17 protein-coding genes and 1 pseudogene are annotated in these 21,172 nt (G+C 70.8%); 14 read left to right on the plus strand and 4 right to left on the minus strand.

The genetic code is table 11. The features are described 5' to 3' along the window. Positions 1–152 precede the first annotated feature (152 nt). Together ACZ4O3_RS06720 and ACZ4O3_RS06725 are read left to right on the plus strand one after the other, a co-directional pair. Positions 153–1,058: a universal stress protein gene (locus ACZ4O3_RS06720; protein WP_467721451.1), complete on the plus strand. Its 906-nt coding sequence runs from the start codon at positions 153–155 to the stop codon at positions 1,056–1,058. A 131-nt stretch (positions 1,059–1,189) separates the two neighbouring features. Further along, on the plus strand, positions 1,190–2,068 hold the full coding sequence (locus ACZ4O3_RS06725) for a universal stress protein (protein WP_467721452.1): 879 nt from the start codon (positions 1,190–1,192) through the stop codon (positions 2,066–2,068). A 17-nt stretch (positions 2,069–2,085) separates the two neighbouring features. Here the strand turns inward: ACZ4O3_RS06725 and ppk2 are convergent, their stop codons facing one another. Continuing rightward, a complete protein-coding gene (gene ppk2 / locus ACZ4O3_RS06730; protein WP_362728756.1) occupies positions 2,086–2,889 on the minus strand; it encodes a polyphosphate kinase 2 in 804 nt (267 codons plus the stop codon). A gap of 427 nt (positions 2,890–3,316) precedes the next feature. Between ppk2 and ACZ4O3_RS06735 the strand changes: the two genes are divergently transcribed. Then, complete coding sequence (locus ACZ4O3_RS06735; RefSeq protein ID WP_362728758.1) at positions 3,317–3,997, plus strand: helix-turn-helix domain-containing protein; 681 nt, start codon at positions 3,317–3,319, stop codon at positions 3,995–3,997. A gap of 39 nt (positions 3,998–4,036) precedes the next feature. Here the strand turns inward: ACZ4O3_RS06735 and ACZ4O3_RS06740 are convergent, their stop codons facing one another. Then, entirely contained in the window at positions 4,037–4,501 is a 465-nt protein-coding gene (locus tag ACZ4O3_RS06740) for a pyridoxamine 5'-phosphate oxidase family protein (protein ID WP_362728760.1), read from the minus strand. A gap of 494 nt (positions 4,502–4,995) precedes the next feature. Between ACZ4O3_RS06740 and ACZ4O3_RS06745 the strand changes: the two are divergent. Continuing rightward, positions 4,996–5,429: pseudogene (locus ACZ4O3_RS06745) on the plus strand (sensor histidine kinase); the annotation flags it as partial. Between the two features lie 148 nt (positions 5,430–5,577). On the opposite strand, the gene ACZ4O3_RS06750 reads toward ACZ4O3_RS06745, so the two are convergent. Beyond that, the gene (locus ACZ4O3_RS06750; RefSeq protein WP_467721453.1) at positions 5,578–8,181 is read right to left on the minus strand and encodes a PA14 domain-containing protein; all 2,604 of its coding nucleotides are present in this window, start codon (positions 8,179–8,181) and stop codon (positions 5,578–5,580) included. A gap of 157 nt (positions 8,182–8,338) precedes the next feature. Between ACZ4O3_RS06750 and ACZ4O3_RS06755 the strand changes: the two genes are divergently transcribed. From ACZ4O3_RS06755 to ACZ4O3_RS06780, 6 genes are all read left to right on the plus strand, one after another. Then, on the plus strand, positions 8,339–9,352 hold the full coding sequence (locus tag ACZ4O3_RS06755; RefSeq protein WP_362725487.1) for a LacI family DNA-binding transcriptional regulator: 1,014 nt from the start codon (positions 8,339–8,341) through the stop codon (positions 9,350–9,352). A gap of 142 nt (positions 9,353–9,494) precedes the next feature. Further along, on the plus strand, positions 9,495–10,592 hold the full coding sequence (locus ACZ4O3_RS06760; RefSeq protein ID WP_467721454.1) for an ABC transporter substrate-binding protein: 1,098 nt from the start codon (positions 9,495–9,497) through the stop codon (positions 10,590–10,592). A gap of 1 nt (position 10,593) precedes the next feature. Further along, positions 10,594–12,111 carry a sugar ABC transporter ATP-binding protein gene (locus ACZ4O3_RS06765; RefSeq protein WP_467721455.1) on the plus strand — a complete coding sequence of 506 codons (1,518 nt, stop codon included), beginning with the start codon at positions 10,594–10,596 and terminating at the stop codon, positions 12,109–12,111. Beyond that, complete coding sequence (locus ACZ4O3_RS06770) at positions 12,104–13,066, plus strand: ABC transporter permease (RefSeq protein WP_384994623.1); 963 nt, start codon at positions 12,104–12,106, stop codon at positions 13,064–13,066. Before ACZ4O3_RS06765 ends, ACZ4O3_RS06770 begins: the two co-directional genes overlap by 8 nt. Continuing rightward, positions 13,063–14,094 carry an ABC transporter permease gene (locus tag ACZ4O3_RS06775; protein WP_362729367.1) on the plus strand — a complete coding sequence of 344 codons (1,032 nt, stop codon included), beginning with the start codon at positions 13,063–13,065 and terminating at the stop codon, positions 14,092–14,094. The genes ACZ4O3_RS06770 and ACZ4O3_RS06775 overlap by 4 nt, the downstream gene beginning before the upstream one ends. Before the next feature lie 51 nt (positions 14,095–14,145). Then, complete coding sequence (locus ACZ4O3_RS06780) at positions 14,146–14,322, plus strand: hypothetical protein (protein WP_467721456.1); 177 nt, start codon at positions 14,146–14,148, stop codon at positions 14,320–14,322. A 283-nt stretch (positions 14,323–14,605) separates the two neighbouring features. On the opposite strand, the gene ACZ4O3_RS06785 is transcribed toward ACZ4O3_RS06780, so the two are convergent. After that, positions 14,606–16,462 carry a glycoside hydrolase family 2 protein gene (locus ACZ4O3_RS06785; RefSeq protein ID WP_467721457.1) on the minus strand — a complete coding sequence of 619 codons (1,857 nt, stop codon included), beginning with the start codon at positions 16,460–16,462 and terminating at the stop codon, positions 14,606–14,608. Positions 16,463–16,682: 220 nt separating this feature from the next. Here ACZ4O3_RS06785 and ACZ4O3_RS06790 point away from each other — a divergent pair, with 220 nt between their 5' ends. From ACZ4O3_RS06790 to ACZ4O3_RS06805, 4 genes are all read left to right on the plus strand, one after another. Further along, entirely contained in the window at positions 16,683–17,759 is a 1,077-nt protein-coding gene (locus ACZ4O3_RS06790; protein ID WP_362727355.1) for a LacI family DNA-binding transcriptional regulator, read from the plus strand. 120 nt (positions 17,760–17,879) lie between these two features. Next, the gene (locus tag ACZ4O3_RS06795) at positions 17,880–19,223 is read left to right on the plus strand and encodes an extracellular solute-binding protein (protein ID WP_467721458.1); all 1,344 of its coding nucleotides are present in this window, start codon (positions 17,880–17,882) and stop codon (positions 19,221–19,223) included. A gap of 12 nt (positions 19,224–19,235) precedes the next feature. Beyond that, a complete protein-coding gene (locus ACZ4O3_RS06800) occupies positions 19,236–20,183 on the plus strand; it encodes a carbohydrate ABC transporter permease (RefSeq protein WP_467721459.1) in 948 nt (315 codons plus the stop codon). Between the two features lie 12 nt (positions 20,184–20,195). Continuing rightward, positions 20,196–21,062 carry a carbohydrate ABC transporter permease gene (locus ACZ4O3_RS06805; protein ID WP_362727361.1) on the plus strand — a complete coding sequence of 289 codons (867 nt, stop codon included), beginning with the start codon at positions 20,196–20,198 and terminating at the stop codon, positions 21,060–21,062. The last annotated feature ends 110 nt before the right edge of the window (positions 21,063–21,172 follow it).

The following is a 21,172-nucleotide window of genomic DNA, read 5'->3' on the forward strand; positions in this document are numbered from 1 at the left end:
GGGCCGCACCGCCCCGGCAGGCCGGGGTCGTTTTGTCCTGCCCCGGGACCACCGGCCCGTGCCCCCGGCCACCCGCCGCCCCCACGATGGAATCGCCCCCCGCGCGCGCGGACCGCTCGCCTGCGGGACCCTCACCGTAGGAGGTGGAGATCGTGGTCCGCACCGTCACCGCAGGACTGGACGGCTCACCCGAGAGCCGGGCCGCCGCCGAATGGGCCGCCCGCGAGGCCGGGCTGCGCGGCCTCTCCCTGCGGCTCGTCCATGTCCGGGAGCCCACCCCGGCCCATGTCGCACAGGCCCCGCTGGTCGGACCCGAGACCGTGCAGAACTGGACCGAGAACATCTGGCGGGAGTCCGCCGATGGCCTTCACCTGCGCCACCCCGGCGTCGAGGTGTTCGGCGAACTGCTCGCGGGGCGCCCCGGAGACCTGCTGACCCAGGAGGCGGACGCCTCCGAACTGCTCGTCCTCGGCTCCCGGAGCCTCGGCGGTGTCGGCGGCTTCCTGGCCGGCTCCGTCGGGCTGCGGGTCGTGGCACACGCCCGGCGGCCCGTGGTGCTGGTCCGGGCGGGGGAGCAGGCCGCCGACGAGCACCTGATGGACCCCGCGGGCATCCCGTCAGCGGCGGCGCCCTACCGGCCCGTCGTCCTCGGGCTCGACACCGAGGACCCGGACGCGGCGCTGCTCGGCTTCGCCTTCGGCAGCGCCGCCGTCCGCGCCGCCGAGCTGCGGGTCGTCCACGGCTGGAGCCTGCCTGCGACCTACGAGTACGCCATGGCGGTCGGCTACGACCCCGAGGACACCTTCGGCCGGTACATGGCGGCCGGGCTGGCCGAGGTACTCCGCCCCTGGCGCATGAAGTTCCCGGATGTCGAGGTGGCCGAGGCGAGCCGGCACGGAAGTGCGTCCTCCGCCCTGCTCCACGCCACCTGCGACGCCTCACTGGTCGTCGTCGGCCGGCGGATCCGCGCGGGCCGCCTCGGCGCCCACATCGGCCATGTCACCCACGCCGTCCTCCACCACTCGACCGCCCCCGTCGCCGTCGTCCCGCACGGCTGACCCATCCCCGAACCCGAACCCCCGTAACTCCGAGGAGCGGAAACCATGAGCCCAGCGGTCGTACGAGCCGAGGTACCGGGCCGCGCCGAGGCCCGGATCGTCCTCGGCCGCCACGCCGGACGGTGAGCGGAATGTCTGCCGTCCTGCCCGTGGTGGTCGGTGTCGACGGCTCCGCACCGAGCCTGCGGGCCGTCGACTGGGCGGCGGACGAGGCCGTGCTGCGCGGGCTGCCACTGCGCCTGGTCTACGCCTCGCTCTGGGAGCGGTACGAGGGCACCCACCTCGCCGAGGACCCGGACCAGGCGTCCGAGGAGATCATGGCCGACGCCGTCGTCGGGGCCGCGGCCCGGCGCGCCCGCCGCCGGCACCCCGACGTGACGGTGGCCACCGACGTGCTCGCCGAGGAACCCGAGTACGCCCTGGTCCGGGAGAGCCGGGACGCCACCTTGCTGGTGACGGGCACCCGGGGCCGCAGCGGTCTCGCCGAGGCGCTGCTGGGCTCCGTGAGCCTGACCCTGGCCGGCCACGCGCACTGCCCGACGGCCGTCGTGCGCGGCGGCCAGGACGACCGGGTCGCGGTTGCGCCGTACGGCAGGGTCGTCGTGGGCGTCGGGAAGGACGGCAGGGAGTTCCGGGCCGTGCGCTTCGCCTACGAGGAGGCCCGCCGGCGTGGAGTGCCCCTGGACGTCGTACGGGCGTGGCGCACCCCCGTGTACGAGACCACCGATCAGCCCCGGACGTCCGGGGAGCTCGCCCGGCTCCATGAACAGGAGGCGGTGGAGGCCCTGGACGCGGCACTGCGGAACCTGCCCGCCGACGTCGAGACGCACCGCCGTACGGTCGAAGGCCACGCGCGGTCCGTGCTCGCCGCCGCCTCGCACGGCGCCGGCCTCCTGGTCGTCGGAGCCCGGCGCCGGCCACGGACCTTCGGGCTCCAGTTGGGCCGGGTCGCCCACGGCGTGCTGCACCGCTCGGCCTGTCCGGTCGTCGTCGTGCCCGAGCCGGTGTGACAGCGGTGACCGGCCGCTCAGAGACTCGCCGCGTGGTCGGGGACGTAGGTCTGCAGATCGCGTGGCGTGCGCTGGTACCCGGTTGACGGCGGCCGCTCGGGCAGCGCCAGCACCTGCGGCGGCACCTCGTCGTAGGGCACCGACGACAACAGGTGGGCGATCATGTTCAGCCGGGCCCGGCGCTTGTCGTCGCTCTCCACGGTGAACCAGGGCGCCTCGGAGATGTCGGTGTGCACCAGCATCTGGTCCTTGGCCCGGGAGTACGCCTCCCAGCGGGTGATCGACTCCAGGTCCATCGGCGACAGCTTCCAGCGCCGCAGCGGGTCCTTCAGCCGCCTGCGGAACCGCTCCTGCTGTTCGGTGTCGCTCACCGAGAACCAGTACTTGCGCAGCAGGATCCCCGCGTCGACCAGCATCCGCTCGAAGATCGGGCACTGGCGCAGGAAGAGCTGGTACTCCTCCTTCGTACAGAAGCCCATCACGTGCTCGACCCCGGCCCGGTTGTACCAGGAACGGTCGAACAGCACGATCTCCCCGGCGGCCGGCAGATGCTCCACGTACCGCTGGAAGTACCACTGGGTGCGCTGGCGGTCGGTCGGCTTCGGCAACGCCGCGATCCGTGCGATGCGCGGGTTGAGGTGCTCGGTCACCCGTTTGATCGTGCCGCCCTTGCCGGCGGCGTCCCGTCCCTCGAAGACCACCACGAGCCGGGCACCCGTCGCCCGTACCCACTCCTGCATCCTGACCAACTCGGTCTGCAGGCGCAGCAGTTCCTTCTCGTACGTCTTGCGCGGCAGCTCTGCCGCCCGTTCGCCGGCCATGCCGCCTCCACCGCCCGATGACCTCAGTGACCCCCGGAGTTTCCCCCATGTCCATGGTCGAACACCAGGACGCCACCGTACTGTCCGACGACGAGCTGCGCACTGTGGACGCGCACCGGCGGGCCGCCTCTGCCCGACGGCCAACCCGCTGCTGACCGAGCCGCTGCGACCGGAGCACATCGAGCCGAGGCTGCTGGCTCACCGGGGTACCTCACAAGCCGGTGGCTCCGTGTCACCGGCCGGGCGGGGCCGTTCAGCCCGTGGAGACCTCCCACGGCCGCGGTTCACGACGGACCCCGTCGGCCCCGCGAGGTGACCCGACCGGCCCATGCAGGTCGACGCGGGCAGCGCTCAGGCTGGACCTGCGCAGCGGATCCGGCAGGAGACCGCCGCCGTGCGCACGGCCCGACGAAAGGACGTGAGGGACATGGCCGAAGGGAAAGGGAGCAGTGCCGGCCCGGCGGCGGAACGGCCCCGGGGCGACCTGGGACGACGGCTCGCCGCCCGACGCGCACAGCTTGGCCTGAACCGGGAGGAGACGGCCGCCCGGGCGGGCGTGGCGCTCAGTTACCTGAAGCATCTGGAGGAGCATCCCGGCGCCGCCCCCGACCGGGGCACCCTCCTCCATCTGGCCGCCGCCCTGGAGACCACGGTCCCGGTGCTGGCCGGCGCGGCCGTCGACCAGCCGCCCGGCCCGGAACGGGCAGTCCGCGGCGCGGCGTTCATCGAGCTCAGCGCGGAGGAGTGCGGGTCCCTGCTCGGCCTGCACGGTGTCGGGAGAATCGCGGTGTCCATGGCCACCGGCCCGGTCGTCGTACCGGTCAACTACAGCGTCGTCGACGGATCGATCGTCTTCCGGACAGCCACCGGGGCCACCCCGGCGCTGGCGGCCGGGCAGCCGGTGGCCTTCGAGGTCGACCGCGTCGACGACGCGTTCAGCAGCGGCTGGAGCGTGCTCGTACGCGGCCGTGCCCGTGCCGTCACCGACCCGGACGAGATCCGCCGGCTCGGCGAACAGGCGTTCAGCGCCCCGTGGGCGGGCGGCGGGCGTGACCTCTGGATACGCGTCGAACCGGCCGCGGTCACCGGACGCCGGATCGCCGTCTGATCGTCCCCGGCCAGGTGCTGTGAGCCGCCCGGCTCCGGCTCAGATGTCGCCCGGGCGGCCGTCCGCGCTGAGCAGGACCCCGGAGACAAGATCCGGACGGACACGGACCGCCAGGTCCATGGTCTGATCCACCCATGGGCTCACCATCGCCCGATAGCGGGCGAGTTCGACTGGGTCGGTGACGAGGCGGGCGTATCCCGTCACCACCACGCTCCAGCCCAGATGGGTGGCGGGGTCGATGCTGTCGGCCTCGTAGGCGACGACGACGCCGAGACCGTCCGCCCGCCGTATACAGGCGCTCAGGTCGGCGCCCTCGTGGGTGCGGACGACGATCTCACCGCCGTCCAGGACGTGATTGACCGGACGCACGGTCGGAAGGGCGTGCCGGGTGAAGACGATCCTCCCCAGGGACACACTTCCCAGCAGGCGCAGCGCCTCGTCGGTGTCGAGGTCGACGCGGCGGCGCTCGCCCGCGGTGACGGGCCCGTGGTGGTCGTGATCCATGACGGCTTCCGTGGGAGTGGCGGACCGCTCGCTGCCGGCGGGCGGACGTGCGGAGCGGCACCGCGGGGGATCAGTGCCGCTCCTGTTGTCACTGTCTCCCGTGCGGCGGACCTTTCCTAGGGCCGGTCGGCCCCCGGCCCGGGTCCGTACGGACCATGGGCCTGCCGCGTTTCCCCGCTCCGCGTCGGGGTGCCGCCTCACCGGGTGCCGTTCCCGGCGTCGTACCCGAACCCGTGCGGTCACCGGCCGTCGGCCGGTACGGTGACAGATGACCGGAGCGGCCGGTGTCACCCCGCCCGAAGTGCCCGAAAGGAAGCAGGTGGGAAGCCTCTGAGGAGCCCCGGCGGGTTCGCGTACACCTGCCGCGGCCGGACGCGACCCGTGGCCCCCCCCGGGACCGGGTGCACCGCCTCCGGCTGGCTGCGCACAGCATCGTGGCGGCGGCCGTGCCTGTGGACGCTGTCCGCCTTCCACACCGCCGGTGTCACCGAGGAGCAGATCGCCCGGAGCGCGTGGCACGCGCGGTCGACGACCCGGACGAGACACCAGGATCACCAGGCCGACGATCTTCGGGTTGCGGACCCGGGAAGGCGACGCGGGGACGGGTCTGCGGTCCCGCGCGGTACGGGTGGCCGGGAGTCGGCTCCGGTGCTCGGCCTCGCCCGAGCGTCCCCGCGGAGGGTCTGCTCGACACCGATGTGCCGTGGAGATCACCGACCACGCTGTCGCCGTCCTCCCCGAATCCTCACCGACATCGCCCGGCACGCCCGCGCCGACGCCGTCCTCTTCACCGACGACCGACGGCCGCCGCAGCGGTCCGACCGACATGGCGGAGCGCGCGGAGCACCTCGGCGGCCGGCTGGAGTGGGACTGCCCCGGCGCGGGCGGTACGGCGCCGGTGTGGCGGGTGCCGGTGACGAGGACCTGACGGGCCGGGGAAACCCGGACCGGGAACCGGTTCCCCGTCCCGGGTGCGGTCCGCCGTCGTTCGGGCGACGGCGGACCGCACCCCTTTCATTCATGGCGCAGGAGACTCGGCGCGACGCGGGGAGGCGTTCGCCGATTCCGGGCGGGTGTCAGGAGCACCCGGCCGGGGTGGCCCGTGAGGCGTCGGAGATCAGCGCCTGCTGGGCCTTCCTGAGCCGTTGGACGTCGGGCTTGACCACCTTGCGGTCGTACGTCAGCAGGCCGTTGAGCTCACCCTCGACGTCCGAGATCTGGGTGTACACCGCGCCGTTGCCGCCCTTGCAGGCCAGCGCGTGGACCTCGGCGAGCTTGGCCAGGTAGTCGTCGGTGTAGGCCGCCGGGTCGACGTCGACGTACGACTGCTGCACCGACCAGGCGTGTCCCGGTACGGCAAGGCCGAGGCCGCCGTACTCACCGCTGACCAGGGCACGCCGCCCGTCGGGGTGGGGCGGCAGCGCCGGACTGGGATAGCCGTGTTCGTCCATGATGTCGCCGGTGCCGCCGTCCTCGCCGAGGTTGAGTCCGGACATGGAGTTGACCAGCCGGGTCGGGTCCCAGGACTTGGCCTGGTCGGCGATGCGGGCCATGTCGTACTGGCCCCAGCCCTCGTTGAAGGTGACCCACATGACGACCGACGGGCTGCTGTAGTGCTCGTCGATCATCTGCTTCATCTCGCGCTCGTACTCGGCGCGCGCCGGGGCCGACGGGTTCACTCCGGCCGTCATCGCGGGCATGTCCTGCCACACCATCAGACCGAGCCGGTCGGCCCAGTAGAACCAGCGGTCGGGTTCGACCTTGATGTGCTTGCGCACGGCGTTGAAGCCCATGTTCTTGTGCATCTTCAGGTCGTAGGCGAGCGCCTCGTCGGTCGGGGCGGTGTACAGGCCGTCCGGCCAGAAGCCCTGGTCCAGGGTGGCCATCATGAAGACCGGCTCACCGTTGAGAACGGTGCGCGGGACACCGTTCACCTTCTCGACCCCGATCGACCGCATCCCGAAGTAGCTGCCGACACGATCGGCTCCGACGCTCACCTTCAGGTCGTAGAGGAACGGGTCGTCGGGCGACCACAGACGCGGGTTGCGGATGCGCAGGGTCAGCGGCCCGCCGCTGCGGCCGGTGACGGTGGCCACCTTGCGTTTGCCCTGGTAGGCCGTCGCCGTGACCGGTAGGCCGTCGCGGACACCCTGCGGTTCGACGGTGAGGGTGCCGGCGTCGACGTCCGGGGTGAGCTTGAGCTGGCCGACGTGGTCGGCGGCCACCGGTTCCAGCCACACCGTCTGCCAGATGCCGGAGGTCGGCGTGTACCAGATGCCGCTGGGATCCAGTCGCTGCTTGCCGACCGGCGGGTTCTCGCCGTCGGCCGCGTCGGTGGGGTCGTAGACGCCGACGATCAGCTCCTGGGTGCGGCCGGGCTTCAGCGCGTCGGTGATGTCGGCGCTGAACTTGTCGTATCCGCCCTGGTGTTCGGCCACCTTGGTGCCGTTGACGTACACCTGCGCCTGCCAGTCGACCGCGCCGAAGTTCAGCTGCAGCCTCCTGCCGGAGCCGATCTTCCAGCCCGCCGGGACGGTGAAGGTGCGCCGGTACCACATCCGGTCCTCGTGCCGTTCGAGCCCGGACAGCTGCGACTCGACGGGATACGGGACGAGGATCCGCTCGCCGAGCTTCCTGCCCACCGGCGGCTGTTCTCCCGCCGCGGCGGCGGCGAACTGCCAGGAGCCGTTGAGGTTCTGCCAGGCGTCGCGCGTGAGTTGGGGCCGCGGGTACTCGGGATGGGCGTTGTCCGGCCCGACCTTGCCGGCCCATCTGGTGCTCAACTCGTACGTCGACCTGTTGGCGCCGCTGCTCCAGAAGGATCCGACAACGTTGCCATCCGTACCGGTCAGGCCGCCTTGACCGTCGTAGCGCACGTCGGCGAGACCGGACGCGGTGCCGGTCTTGTTCCCGACGACGGGCTCCTTCAGCGTGATCAGCAGCTTGTGGGGGTCGGCGGAGTCCAGCCGGGCATCGCCCAGTGGCCAGGTGGCGCCCCCGATCACGGCGTCGAGATGCTCGCCGAGACCGGCCGGCGGCGCGCCGAGCGGCTGCGCGAACTCGAGGGCGAGGGTACGGCCGCTCGCCAGGACCGCGGTGGAGACGGCCCCGTCGTAGTCGTAGCCGTCGGGCAGGCGGAACGCGGACGACGGTACGGCCGTCTTGGCGCCGCCGGGCGGGGTCCAGCGCAGATGGAGGTTGGAGCCGCCGTAGTGCTCGAAGTACTCGACTTTGATGTCATAGGCCGTGTCGGCCGTCAACTCGACGGGCTGGCCAGTCTGTTCGCGGTCCCAGTCGTCCACCCAGTGGTCGATGACCAACTGCCCGCCGACCCACAGCCGGAAGCCGTTGTCGCCGATGATGGAGAAGGTGGTCGGCCCGGTCTTCTCCGGGACGATCTTCCCGGTCCAGCGGACGCTGACGTCGTCCGACTGGCCGGTGGCGAAATTCAGCCGCGGCTCCAGGGTGTCGAAGTCGAGGTTCGGGTCGAACCCGGTGGCCTTGAGCTTGTCGAAGTCGAAGGCGCCGGGTGCGGACTGGGTGTAGTACTCGCCCTTGAGGCCGTGGACTTCCACGGGATCGCCGGCCGCGGTGGCGGCGGGTGCCGCGGTGAGGCCGGCGAGGCCCAGTGCCGCGGCGAGCAGCAGGGCGAGGCGCTGTCCGAGAGGTCTGATGCGCACGAATCCTCCTTGGGTGAGGAAGGGTGGCGGCTCGTTGCTTCAGTCTGTACAACGTTGGAAGGAACGGCAGTTGGCATGAGAGCACGGCTCTCGGCCTCTGTCCAGGGGCATGACAATCCCCGGGACGCGAGGCACTCATCGACGCTGAGGAGATCCCTTGCGGGTCAGCCTGAGGGACGTGGCGGAACGCGCGGGCGTTTCGATCAAGACCGTGTCCAACGTGGTGAACAACTATCCGCACGTCACCCCGGCCATGCGCGCCAGGGTGCAGGCGGCGATCGACGAGCTCGGCTACCGGCCCAACCTGACCGCGCGACATCTGCGCAAGGGCCGGACGGGCATCATCGCGCTCGCCGTTCCCGAACTCGGCAACCCGTACTTCGCGGAGCTGGCCGGCGCCGTGATCGACGCGGCCGCGGAGCACGAGTTCACCGTCCTGCTCGACCACACGCGGGGCGAGCGCGAACAGGAGATCCTGGTCAGCCAGGGATTCCGGGGCGGGGTGATCGACGGGCTGATCCTCAGCCCGCTGACCCTGGAGGCCGAGGACCTGCGCGGCCGGTCCGGCGACGTACCGCTGGTGCTGCTCGGCGAGCGCGTGTACGGCCTGCCCTTCGACCACATCGCGATCGACAACGTGGCGGCGGCCCGCTGCGCGGTGCGTCATCTGCTGGGCCGTGGCCGGACCCGGATCGCCTACCTCGGTGTGCGCACCGACTCCGTGAACCAGCCCGCCCACCTGCGACTGGACGGCTGGCGGGCGGAGTTGACGGCGGCCGGGGTGCCTGCCCCGGACAGCCTGGTGGTGCCGGTCGGCGGCTGGGACCGGGACGACGGGGCGCGTGCGATGGCCGAGTTGCTGGACTCCGGCGTGCGTCCGGACGCCGTCTTCGCCTTCAACGACCTGATCGCGATCGGGGCGATGCGGGTGTTGCACGAGCGGGGCCTGCGGGTGCCCTGGGACGTGGCGGTGGTGGGTTTCGACGACATCGCCGAGGGGCGTTTCGGTGCCGTCACCCTGACGACGGTGTCGCCCGACAAGCAGGCCATCGCGAAGATGGCCGTGGCCTCGCTGCTGCGCAGCCTGTCGGGCCGCGTGGAGCCCGGCGGACGCGAACTGACCGCGAAGTTCGAGCTCGTCGAACGGGAGAGCACCTTGGGCCGGCGGTGACGAGATTTCGGACGGAAGGCTTTACACGGCCCTTCCAACGATGTAAAAACCTCCCCTGAACGACGAGCTCGCCGAGTTGACGCAAGAGCAAGCCTCCCCGAGAGCGCTCTCAGCTCCGGGGCCGTGCCGTTTGGGGACACTCATGAAGCCCACCGCACTTGCCCGTCGCACCTCCGTACGAACACTTCTCGCCGCCGGCCTCGTGGCGAGCCTCGCGCTCGCCACCGGATGCACCAAGTCCGAGGACGACTCGGACGCGAAACCCTCCGCCTCGAAGCAGGACGACGCCGGCCAGGTGGTCGCCTCGCCCGGCACCGCCTCCGGCCCGACCTGCACCATCGACGCCTACGGCGGTCAGAAACTCGATCTGAAGAGCGCCACCGTCGGCTTCTCCCAGTCCGAGAAGGAAGCCAACCCCTTCCGGATCGCGGAGACCGCCTCCATCAAGGCCGAGGCCAAGGCGGAGGGCGTCAAACTGCTCACCGCCAACGCCCAGTCACAGTTCTCCAAGCAGATCAGCGACGTCCAGGACCTCATCGCCAAGGGCGCGGACCTCCTGGTCATCGCTCCGCTCAACTCCGACGGCTGGGAGCCGGTGCTGCGCACCGCGGCCGCCAAGCACATCCCGATCGTCACCATCGACCGCAAGATCAACGCGGCGGCCTGCAAGGACTATGTGAGCTTCATCGGCTCCGACTTCGTCGAGCAGGGCAAGCGGGCCGCGGACCAGATGATCCGGGCGACCGGCGGCAAGGGCGAGATCGCGATCCTCCTCGGCGCGGCCGGCAACAACGTGACCACCGAACGCACCAAGGGCTTCGAGGACCGCATCAAGGAGAAGGCACCCGGCCTGAAGATCGTGTTCCGTCAGACGGGAGAGTTCGCCCGCGAAAAGGGCCAGTCGGTCACCGAGAACCTCATCCAGTCCAAGCCCGGCATCACCGGGATCTACGCCGAGAACGACGAGATGGGCCTCGGCGCCGTCAACGCCCTCAAGGGTGCGGGCAAGAAGCCCGGCGACGTCAAGATCGTGACCATCGACGGGACCCGCAACGCCGTACAGAGCATCGTGGACGGCTGGATCTACGCGGTGATCGAGTCCAACCCGCGCTTCGGGCCGCTCGCCTTCCAGACCCTCGACACCTTCACCAAGGGCGAGAAGGTCGGGCAGGACATCGTCATCAAGGACAGCGCCTACGACGGGAGCAACGCACAGTCGGACCTCGGCAAGGCCTACTGACGTGCTCTCGGTCACCCAGCTGTCCAAGACCTTCCCCGGCGTGCGCGCGCTGTCCGACGTGGACTTCACCGCGCGCGCCGGGGAGGTGCACGCGCTCGTCGGCGAGAACGGCGCGGGCAAGTCGACGCTCATCAAGGTGCTCACCGGGGTGTACCGGCCCGACCGCGGCGAGGTCACGTACGGCGGAGAACCGGTCCGTTTCAGTACGCCGCTGCAGGCCCAGCAGGCGGGCATCTCCACCATCTACCAGGAGGTCAACCTCGTCCCGCTGATGAGCGTGGCCCGCAACCTGTTCCTCGGCCGCGAACCGCTGAACCGGCTGGGCCTGATCGACTTCCGGCGCATGCACCGGGAGGCCGACGAGGCACTGCGCGGTCTCGGCATCCGGGTCGACGTGCACCGGCCGCTGCGTGAACTCGGCGTCGGCGCCCAGCAGATGGTCGCGCTGGCCCGTGCCGTCGCCGTCGACGCCCGCGTCGTGATCATGGACGAGCCGACCTCCTCCCTCGAACCACGCGAGGTGCAGACCCTGTTCGAGGTGATCCGCATGCTGCGCGGGCGCGGCGTCGCGGTCGTCTACGTCAGTCACCGCATGGACGAGCTCTACGAACTCTGCGACACGATCACCGTCCTGCGCGACGGACGCGTCGTGCACACCGGCCCGCTCGCCGACCTCGACCGGCTGCGGCTGGTGGCCATGATGCTCGGCCGGGAGATCGGGGAGGTACGCGCGGAGGGCATGACCAAGTTCACCGGCTCGCACGACACCGACGCCGAACCCGTCCTGACCGCGAGCAATCTGACGGCACGGCACACCCTGCGGAACGTGTCGCTGACGGTCCGCCCCGGCGAGGTCGTGGGCCTCGGCGGCCTGCTCGGCTCCGGACGCAGTGAGACCGCGAAGGCCATCGCCGGGGCCCTGCCCACCGACACCGGCCGGGTCGTCGTCGCCGGCGTGACGGTACGGGCCGGTTCGACCGCCGCCGCGATCCGCGCCGGCATCAGCCTGCTGCCGGAGGACCGCAAGAGCGAGGGCATCATGCCGGGCCTGTCGGTCCGCGAGAACATCGCGCTCGCCGCGCTGCCCGGGCTGTCCCGGTTCGGCCTCGTCGACGACGCCCGGGTCGACCGGATCGTGGAGACGTTCATGAAACGGCTCCGGATCAAGGCCTCCGGAGCCCACCAGAAGGTCGGCGAACTCTCCGGCGGCAACCAGCAGAAGGTCCTGCTGGCCCGCTGGCTCGCCCTGCACCCCAAGGTCCTGCTCCTGGACGAGCCGACCCGCGGCATCGACGTCGGCGCCAAGGCCGAGGTGCAGGCGCTCATCGACGAACTCGCCGACGACGGCCTCGCCGTGCTGCTGATCTCCTCCGACACCGAGGAACTGATCGAGGGCAGCGACCGCGTGGTCGTCCTCAAGGACGGCGCCGTGGTCCGTGAGCTGACCGGTGACGCCGTCACCGAGGGCGAACTGATGCGCGCCATTGCCGCCGTACCCGCTGGAGAGAGCGATGACTGAACTCACCCTCGGGCGCGGCACGCTGGACCGTGCCCGGCTGCTGCGCCTGCTCCAGGACTACGGCGTGTACACCGGCGTCCTGGTGCTGCTGCTCTTCAACTTCGCCTTCACCCCCCACTTCGCCTCCGCGGAGAACTTCCGCACCCAGGCCGTCCAGGTCGCCCCCGTCCTGATCGTCGCCCTGGGTATGGCGTTGGCGATCGGCACCGAGGGCGTCGATCTGTCGGTGGGCTCCGTGATGGCGCTTGCCACCTCGCTGCTCTCGCTCTACCTCGGCTACGGGCCCTGGATCGCCACCTTGATCGCGGTGATCGCGGGCGCCGTGATCGGCCTCGCGAACGGTGCGCTGATCGCGTTCGTGGGCGTCCAGCCCATCGTCGCCACCCTCGCCCTGATGGTCGCCGGACGCGGACTCGCCCTGGTCCTGCTGCCCCAGCTGAAAGACGTACGCGACCCGGGCCTTGCGGCACTCGGCTCCGGCGCCGTCCTCGGCGTGCCCTACCTGGTCCTCATCGCCGCCGCGCTCGCCGTGCTGGTCGCGTTCGTGATGCGCCGCACCACCTTCGGGCGGCAGGTCCTGGCCGTGGGCGACAGCCGCCCGGCGGCCCGGCTCGCCGGGCTCCCGGTCCGCCGGGTCCTGGTCGTGGTCTACGTCGCCTCCGGCGCCCTCGCCGCGATCGCCGGCGTGCTCGCCACCGCCCGCCTCGCCGCGAGCGACCCCACTTCCCTCGGCACCCTGATGGAACTGTCCGCCATCACCGCCGTGGTCGTCGGCGGAACCCCGCTCAGCGGCGGCCGGGTACGCATCGGCGGCACCGTCGCGGGTGCCGCGCTCATCCAACTGCTCACCACCACCCTCATCAAGCACGATCTGCCGCCGTCGTGGACCCAGATCGCCCAGGCCGTGGTGATCGTCCTCGCCGTCTACGCGGCCCGGGAACGAGGCAGGCGATGACCACGCAGACCGAAGAGGCCGGAATGCCGTCCGACACCGTGAGCCGCAAGGGCGCCGGTCCCGGGCGCACGAACCGTTCCGAGCGGCTGAGCGGGCTCGCTCAGCAACACGGCGCCCTGGTCACCCTCGTGATCGCCATGGCCGTGGCGTCGTTCAGCTTCGACACCTTCCTGACGGGCGACAACCTGGAGAACATGGCGCTGTCCTCGGCGTTCCTCGCCGTGGTCGCCCTCGGCATGACCTTCGTGATCGTCACCGGCGGCATCGACCTGTCGGTGGGCTCGCTGTTCGCCCTCGGCGGCGTCCTCGCCGCCTGGGGTTCGCAGTACGGAACGGCGGTGGCCCTGCTGCTGCCGCTCGCCGGCTGCGGACTGATCGGCCTGGTCAACGGAGTACTGATCGCACATGTCCGGCTGCCGCCGTTCATCGTCACCCTCGCGGCGATGCTGGGCGCCCGGGGCATCCTGCTCGCCATCACCGACGAGGGTTCGAGAACGTATCTCGTCGACAAGGACTCCTTCTTCGCCACCCTCGGACAGGGCTCCCTGGGCGGCATCGGCGTGCCCGTGTGGATCACCGTGGCGCTGTTCGTGCTCGGTGCCGTCGTGCTGCGCCGGACCAGGTTCGGACAGTACGTGTACGCGGTCGGCGGCAACGAGGACGCGGGAGCCCTGATGGGCGCACCGGTGGCCCGTACGAAGATCTCCGTCTACACGCTCTCTGGCCTGTGCGCCGGGCTCGCCGGCGCCCTCAACGCGGCCTGGCTGCTGTCCGGTGTGACGATCCTCGGCAGCGGCATGGAGCTGGAGGCCATCTCGGCCGTGGTCATCGGCGGCACACTGCTCAGCGGTGGGTCCGGCTTCATCAGCGGCTCGCTCGTCGGGGTGCTGCTGCTGAAGGTCATCCAGAACGTGATCAACCAGATCGGCTCGCTCGACTCGGCCTACCAGCAGGTCGTCAGCGGGGCGTTCCTTGCCGTCGTGGTGGTCGCCCAGACGTGGCTGGGCCGGAGACGGAGAGTGCTGTGACAGCTTCCTTGGCGAGATCCCGCCGCGGACCGGCCCGCCCGTCCCTCCACCGTGACCGTGCAGGACGCCCGTTTCCAAGTCCTGTCACCGACGCTGATCCGGACCGAGTACGCGGGGGACGGCCACTTCGAGGACAGCCCCGCCTTCGACGCCGTCGGGCGGGACTCCTTCACCCCGCCCCGCCACACCTCGTCTGCAGGACGACGGCACCACGCGCTCCGGACGTAGGGCGACCTCCGGGATCCGCCGCACCGAGCACCAGGACACCCAGCCGCTGACGATCGACCCGGCCCGGGGAACCTTCCCCGGGCAGACCGTCCGCCGCAGCTGGACCGTGTCCTTCCTCGGCGTGGACGAACCGCCGAGCCGGGTCAGCGCGGGAGGCACCCGCCTGACCCGTTCGGTCTGGCACCGGGACGCCGACGCCCACGTACTGCGGATCACCCCGCCCACGCGGAGCATCCGCGCCGCCACGGCCGTCGCGTACCGGCAGGGGGCCGGGCCGTGGCCGCTAGACCCCGTCGGCCACGGCCGGCGCCCCGGGCTTCTCCTCGGAGGCGGTCCCGGTGCCGGTGACGATACGGCGGATCGTCTCCAGCGGCAGTTTCGGCGAACCGTCCGTACAGAGCAGGCCGTTGGTCTCCTGGGCGGTGTCCATGAACTGCGTGTAGCAGAAGCCCGCGACGATCGGGCTCCTGTGCAGCACTCCGAAGATGTCACCGAGGAGGGCGGCGTACTGCGTGTCCGAGCTGGTCCGCGTGTAGGAGAACTCGTCCTCCTCGGCGCCCACCGACAGACCGCCGAACTCGGTGACCATCAGGGGGACTTCACCGGCCCGGTAGCGCTCCGTCTGCCGGGCGTGGAGGGAGAGGCTCCGCCCGGCCGGACCCGGCGAGGCCAGCAGTTCCTCGAACCCGGCGGCGTCACCGTAGCGACGGGTGAGCAGCTCGGGCTCGGAGGAGTAGTCGTGCACGCCCATGATGTCGCTGTCGGTGTGCTCCCAGCCCTCGTTGGACATGACCGGCCGGGTCGGGTCCAGCGCGCGGGTGAGGTTGGCGAGCGCGACCGTGTAGGCCTGCTGCGCCGGGTCGCCGGCGATGTCCGAGCAGCCCCAGCTCTCGTTGACCGGCACCCAGGTGACGATCGAGGGGTGGCTGCGGTCACGCCGTACCATGTCCAGCCACTCGCGGGTGAGCAGCTCCACGGCCTCGGTGCCGTACTCGTACGCGGCGCCGGTCTCGCCCCACACCAGCAGACCGAGCCGGTCGGCCCAGTACAGGAAGCGCGGGTCCTCGGCCTTCTGGTGGATACGGACCGCGTTGAAGCCCATCGCCTTGATCAGCTCGACCTCGCGGCGTAGTTCGCCGGTGCCGGAGTTCGCGATGAGGGTGTCGGGGCGGTAGCCCTGGTTGAGGACCGAACGCACGTAGTAGGGACGGTCGTTGAGCAGGAAGGCGCCCCGGCCGACGCCGGCGCTGCGCAGGCCGACGTAGCTGTCGACGGTGTCGAGCACCTCGGCGGTGGCGGCGTCGCGGACGGTGACCCGCGCGTCGATCAGGGTGGGCCGCTCGGGGCTCCACAGCAGATCCTCGCGGTCGATGCCGTTGCGCAGGGCCGGGACGACGAGGTCGACGCGGCCGCGCGGGGTGCGGACGGCGGTGGTGGACTCGGCGAGCACCTCGCCGTCGTGGCTCAGCACGATCTCCACGCTCACCGGGCCGGCCGCCACCGAGGCCAGGGTGATCTCGGCCCCGACACCGCGTGCCGGGTCGGGGAACCAGGCCAGGTCGGTGACGTGGCGAGCGGCGACGGTCTCGGTCCACACGCTCTGCCAGATGCCCGTGGTCCGCTCGTACCAGACCGCGTGCGGGCGGTCCTGCCAGTCCTGCTTGCCGCGCGGCTGCGCGAGGTCGGCCGGGTCGTCCTCGGCGCGGACGACCAGCACGTGCTCGGCGGTGCCGGGCAGCATCGCGTCGGTGACATCGGCGGTGAACGGCGTCTGGCCGCCCACGTGCTCGGCCACCAGCCGCCCGTCCAGCCAGACCTTCGCACGGTGGTCGACGGCTCCGAAGTGCACGAGCGACCGGTCGCCGCCGCCGACGGCGAGGACCTCGTGGGGTATGCGCCGGCGGTACCAGACCACCGCGTGCGCGGCGGTCTCCCCGATGCCCGAGGCGGGCGCCTCGGGCGGGAACGGGACGGTGATCTCCCGGTCGAACGCCTTCGTCGCCGCATCGGAGAACCACGCGTCGCGCTCGCCCTCGCGGGCGTCGTCGTACCCGAACTCCCAGGCACCGTCGAGGCTGTGCCACCGTTCCCGCCGCAGGATCGGCCTCGGATACGTCCCGTCCTGCTCGCTCGCCTTCACGGACCCTCCTCCTGCCTCTTTCCGGAATTCCCGGCATAGGCGTTTCTACGATCGAAGCCCTGCCATCATGAGTGATCGTTTGCATCGATGCAAGGTCCGAGTGGGATGGGACGATGAGTCGAGGCTCCCCGGTGCGGCAGACTCTGGGAGCCTGCCGGGCGCCGAATGAGGCCACCCGGCGGGCTCCGAGTGCCGGCACGACGGGAAGAAGGAGGCCCCAGTGGCCAAGGTGCGGATGCGGGACGTGGCCGAGCATGCCGGGGTGTCGGTACGGACGGTGTCGAACGTGGTCAACGGCTTCTCGCACGTCAGCCCCGAGACCCGTGCCAAGGTGCAGCGCTCGCTCGACGAGCTGGGCTACCGCATGGACTACCTGGCCCGTGGCCTGCGCTCGGGCCGCACCGGCTTCATCGCCCTCGCGGTGCCGTTCCTGGCCGAGCCGTACTTCGCCGAGCTGGCCCAGGCGGTGATCCGGGCCGCGGGCCGGCGCGGCATCACGGTGCTCGTCGAGTCGACCGCGGGCGACAGCGAGGTGGAACGACGGATCATCGAGGGCGGTCTGACCAATGTCGCCGACGGTGTGCTGCTGAGCGCGCTGACCCTGCCCGCCACCGACATCGCCGCCAAGAAGCCGGACTTTCCGCTGGTCATGCTGGGTGAGCACAGCGTCGGTGACCAGTTCCCGCGGGTCGGCATCGACAACGTGGCGGCCGCGCGCACCGCGGTCGAGCACCTGCTGGAGCAGGGCTGCCGCTGGATCGTCGCGCTCGGCCGCAACGGCAGCGAGAACGGCCGCCAGCGCACCGAGGGCTACGAGCAGGCGATGTCGGCGGCCCGGGTGCGGCGGGTGAACTGGCTGGTCGTACCGGTCGAGGACTGGACCAGGGAGCAGGGTTACGTGGCCGTGCGCGAGCTGCTGGAGGGCGACGGACCGCTGCCCGACGCCATCTTCGCCTTCAACGACGCGCTCGCCGTCGGTGCGCTGCGGGCCTTGGACGCCTCCGGGGTGCGGGTGCCCGAGGACGTCGCCGTCGTCGGCATCGACGCCGTCCAGGAGTCCGCCTACACCCACCCGCCGCTCACCTCCGTCGCCCCCGATCTCGACGTCATCGCCGAGCGCTCGCTGGCCCTGCTGGAGGAGCAGATGCAGGCCTCGGGGGAGTCCGGTGAGGCCGCGTCGGGTGAGGGCGCGCAGGTGGGGGCGGTGGTGGCGGCCCCCCAGGAGGCCACGCCGTACCGGTTGGTCGTGCGGGAGTCCTCGCGCCGCGAGCCCGTGCGCGAGCCCGCACCGGAGTGATCCGTGGCGGTGGCAGCGGGCCCCGGGGACTTCTTCCCGACCATCTATTGCATCGTTGCAAATCGTGTGCGAGGGTCTGCGCCATCGAGTTCACATCGAATTAACGAGGTGAATACCCCTATGAGCGGAGCGATGGCGCGCCGGCGGTTTCTTGCCCTCGGTGGTGGCCTTGCCCTGACCGGAGGGCTCGCGGCGTGTTCCTCCCCGCTCGCGTCCGGTCTGACGGGCTCGCAACCGGACACGGCGGATGTCATCTTCTGGAACCTCTTCACCGGTGGTGACGGCGCCAACATGGTGGTGATGGAGAAGGCCTTCCAGAAGGCCAACCCGGGCACGACGGTCGAGGCGACCGTCCTGGGCTGGGGCAATCCGTACTACACGAAGCTCGCACTGGCCACCGCGAGCGGCACGCCGCCGGACGTCGGCATCACCCACCTCTCGCGGCTTCCGCTGCTGGCCGCCTCCGGCCTGCTGGAGCCGATCGAGCGGACCCCCCTCGGCGAGCTGGGTGTCACCGAGGACCAGTTCACCCCGGCGGCCTGGAAGAAGGCCACCGTGGACGGCATCGTGTACGCGGTCCCGCTCGACACGCACCCCTTCGTCCTCTATTACAACGTGGACATCGCCCGCAAGGCCGGGCTGCTGAACGCCGCGGGCGACGACCTCGTGCCTCTCAAGGGCAAGGAGGACTTCGTCGACGCGGTGAAGGCGATGAAGGACGCGGGCGGAGCCCAGTACGGCGCGGTCATGTCGATCACCGCCGACCCGTCCACGGCCTGGCGCTTCTTCAGCATGATCTACTCCGGACTCGCCGGCCCGATCGTCACCGACTCCGGCACGAAGATCGCCATCGACGACGAGGCGATGCAGGAGACGGTCGCCTTCATGCAGAGCCTGACCGGTCCGGACCTGATGCCGAAGAACCTCACCGGAGCCGGCGCCAACGTCCTCTTCAGCACCAAGAAGGCCGGCTTCCTCTTCGACGGCGAGTGGCAGATCCCCACGTACCGGCAGGTCAAGAACCTGAAGTTCAACGTCGTGCCGTTCCCGGCGCTGCTCGGCGCGAAGCCGGTGGCGTACGCCGACTCGCACGCCCTCGTCCTGCCGCGCAACGACCGCGGCAACGAGACCCGCACCCGCGACGCGTCGAAGTTCGTCAGGAGCCTCCTGGACAGCAGCGCGGTGTGGGCCGAGGGCGGACACATCCCGGCCTGGCTGCCGACGCAGCGCAGCAAGGCGTTCCTCGAGCAGTCACCGCAGCACAACTACGTCGAGGCCGCGTTCAACGCCCAGTACGACCCGGTGGCCTGGTACACCGGCGCCGGCTCGGACTTCCAGGGCGTGATCGGCGGCACGGTCATCGAGGCGCTCGCCGGGCGGATCACGCCCAAGGGCATGGCCGCCGCGATGCGCTCCGCCCTGAAGCGGTACACCACGTCCCGACCGCCGGTCACGATGAAGTAGGAGGCAGTCACCATGACGACCGTCGTCCCGGCGCGACCGGCCCGAGCCGCATCACGCACCGACCTCACCGCCGACCGGCCCTCCCCTTCCGAAGGCCGGGCGGGCAGACTCCTCACCGCCCCCTTCCTCGTCGTCTACCTGCTGTTCCTGGTCGGCCCGCTGCTCGTCGGCGTGGTGCTGAGCTTCTTCAACACCACCACCGTCAAGAGCGGACTCGGTGACTTCGTCGGCCTGTCGAACTACCACGAGGTGCTCACCGACTCCCTGTTCTGGGAGAGCATGTGGCACTCGGTGCTCTTCACCCTGCTGACCACGCCCCCGCTGGTGATCCTCGCCCTGGGCGTCGCCGTCCTCGCCTCGCGGATACGACGCGGCCGGCTCTTCTACCGCATCGCCTTCTTCGTGCCGTACGTCGTGCCGTCCTCCGTCGTCACCCTGGTCTTCCTGTGGATGTACACCCCGCAGATCGGCCTCATCCCGAAGGTCTTCGACGCCGTCGGACTACCGGTGCCGGACTTCATCGGCAGCACCTCGGGCGGCTGGACCGCCGTCGTGCTGATGACCGTGTGGTGGACGTTCGGCTTCAACTTCGTCCTCTACACCGCCGCGATCCAGGACGTCCCCGCGGACGTCTACGAGGCGGCGGCGATCGACGGCGCGAGCCCTTGGCAGCAGATCCGCCACATCACGGTGCCGCTGCTCGGCCGGACCACCAGCCTGGTGCTGATCCTGCAGATCCTCGCCTCGCTGAAGGTGTTCGACCAGATCTACCAGCTGCTCGGCGGCGGACCCAACCAGTCCACCCGACCGGTCATCGAGTACATCTACGACACCGGCTTCACCGCCTACCGCGGTGGCTACGGCGCTGCCGTCACCATGGTGTATTTCGTCATCATCGTCGCGATCTCGGCGGCCTGGTACGGGCTGCGGCGCCGTCGCGCGACCGGCAGCGCGGCCTGAGCGGAGGACCCCTTGACCACCATCACCCAGCCGCGGACCGCCGAGCCGAAGGGCGCGGTCAACGGCGCCAAGCTCTTCAACCGGCTCTGCGCCGTGTGCCTGACCCTGTTCGCCCTGATCTGGCTGGTGCCCTTCGTCTGGGCACTGATCACCTCGCTGCGCGACGACGCCGCCATCACCCAGAGCCCTGCGTCGATCTTCGCCGGCGGCTGGTCGCTGGACGCGTACTCGACCGCCTGGGACGACCACCCGATCGGCACCTGGTACCTCAACAGCCTGGTGATCTCGGTACTTGCCGTGATCTTCACGGTGGCCTTCTGCTCGATGGCCGGATTCGCGCTGGCCTTCCTGCGTTTCAGGGGCCGGGCCCTGGTCATGGCCGTCGTCACGGCCGGCCTGATGCTGCCGACCGAGGCGCTGGTGCTGCCGCAGTTCATCGAGTACCGGTCGTTCCATCTGCTCGGCACGTTCTGGGCGCTGGTCCTGCCGTCGGTCGCGGCACCGATCTCGGTGTTCGTCTTCCACTCGTTCTTCCGCGGCATCCCCACCGCGCTGATCGAGGCGGCGCGTATCGACGGCGCGAGCTGGTGGCGGGTCTACGCCAGCGTCTGCATGCCGATCTGCCGCCCGGCCGTCTCCACGGTCGCGATTCTCACCTTCATCACCTCCTGGAACTCCTTCCTGTGGCCACTGCTGGTCCTCAGCCAGACCAGGTCCCAGACCATCCCGGTGGGCCTCGCCTCGCTGGTGGACCCGAGCAGCCCCCAGTACGCCGAGATCATGGCCTCCTCGGTCCTCGGCTTCATCCCGCTCGTCGCCGTCTTCCTGGTCTTCCAGCGGCAGATCGTCCAGGGGATCGCCACGACGGGCATCAAGTGACGGATCTGTTCCCGCCGCCGTGAACTCCCGTGCTACGGCGTGGTCTCCACCGCCCTTCTGGGCGGTGGAGACCACGCCGTACCCGGTCGGAACACCGCGGGAGGACAGTC

Source organism: Streptomyces sp. NPDC026515 (assembly GCF_055567595.1).

What these genes read in the sequence shown, in the direction of transcription:
- ACZ4O3_RS06775 (WP_362729367.1), top strand. Translation starts at nt 13,063, where the DNA reads ATGACCACGCAGACCGAAGAGGCCGGAATGCCGTCCGACACCGTGAGC.
- ppk2 (WP_362728756.1), bottom strand. Translation starts at nt 2,889, where the DNA reads ATGGCCGGCGAACGGGCGGCAGAGCTGCCGCGCAAGACGTACGAGAAG.
- ACZ4O3_RS06740 (WP_362728760.1), bottom strand. Translation starts at nt 4,501, where the DNA reads ATGGATCACGACCACCACGGGCCCGTCACCGCGGGCGAGCGCCGCCGC.
- ACZ4O3_RS06770 (WP_384994623.1), top strand. Translation starts at nt 12,104, where the DNA reads ATGACTGAACTCACCCTCGGGCGCGGCACGCTGGACCGTGCCCGGCTG.
- ACZ4O3_RS06760 (WP_467721454.1), top strand. Translation starts at nt 9,495, where the DNA reads ATGAAGCCCACCGCACTTGCCCGTCGCACCTCCGTACGAACACTTCTC.
- ACZ4O3_RS06735 (WP_362728758.1), top strand. Translation starts at nt 3,317, where the DNA reads ATGGCCGAAGGGAAAGGGAGCAGTGCCGGCCCGGCGGCGGAACGGCCC.
- ACZ4O3_RS06800 (WP_467721459.1), top strand. Translation starts at nt 19,236, where the DNA reads ATGACGACCGTCGTCCCGGCGCGACCGGCCCGAGCCGCATCACGCACC.
- ACZ4O3_RS06795 (WP_467721458.1), top strand. Translation starts at nt 17,880, where the DNA reads ATGAGCGGAGCGATGGCGCGCCGGCGGTTTCTTGCCCTCGGTGGTGGC.
- ACZ4O3_RS06725 (WP_467721452.1), top strand. Translation starts at nt 1,190, where the DNA reads ATGTCTGCCGTCCTGCCCGTGGTGGTCGGTGTCGACGGCTCCGCACCG.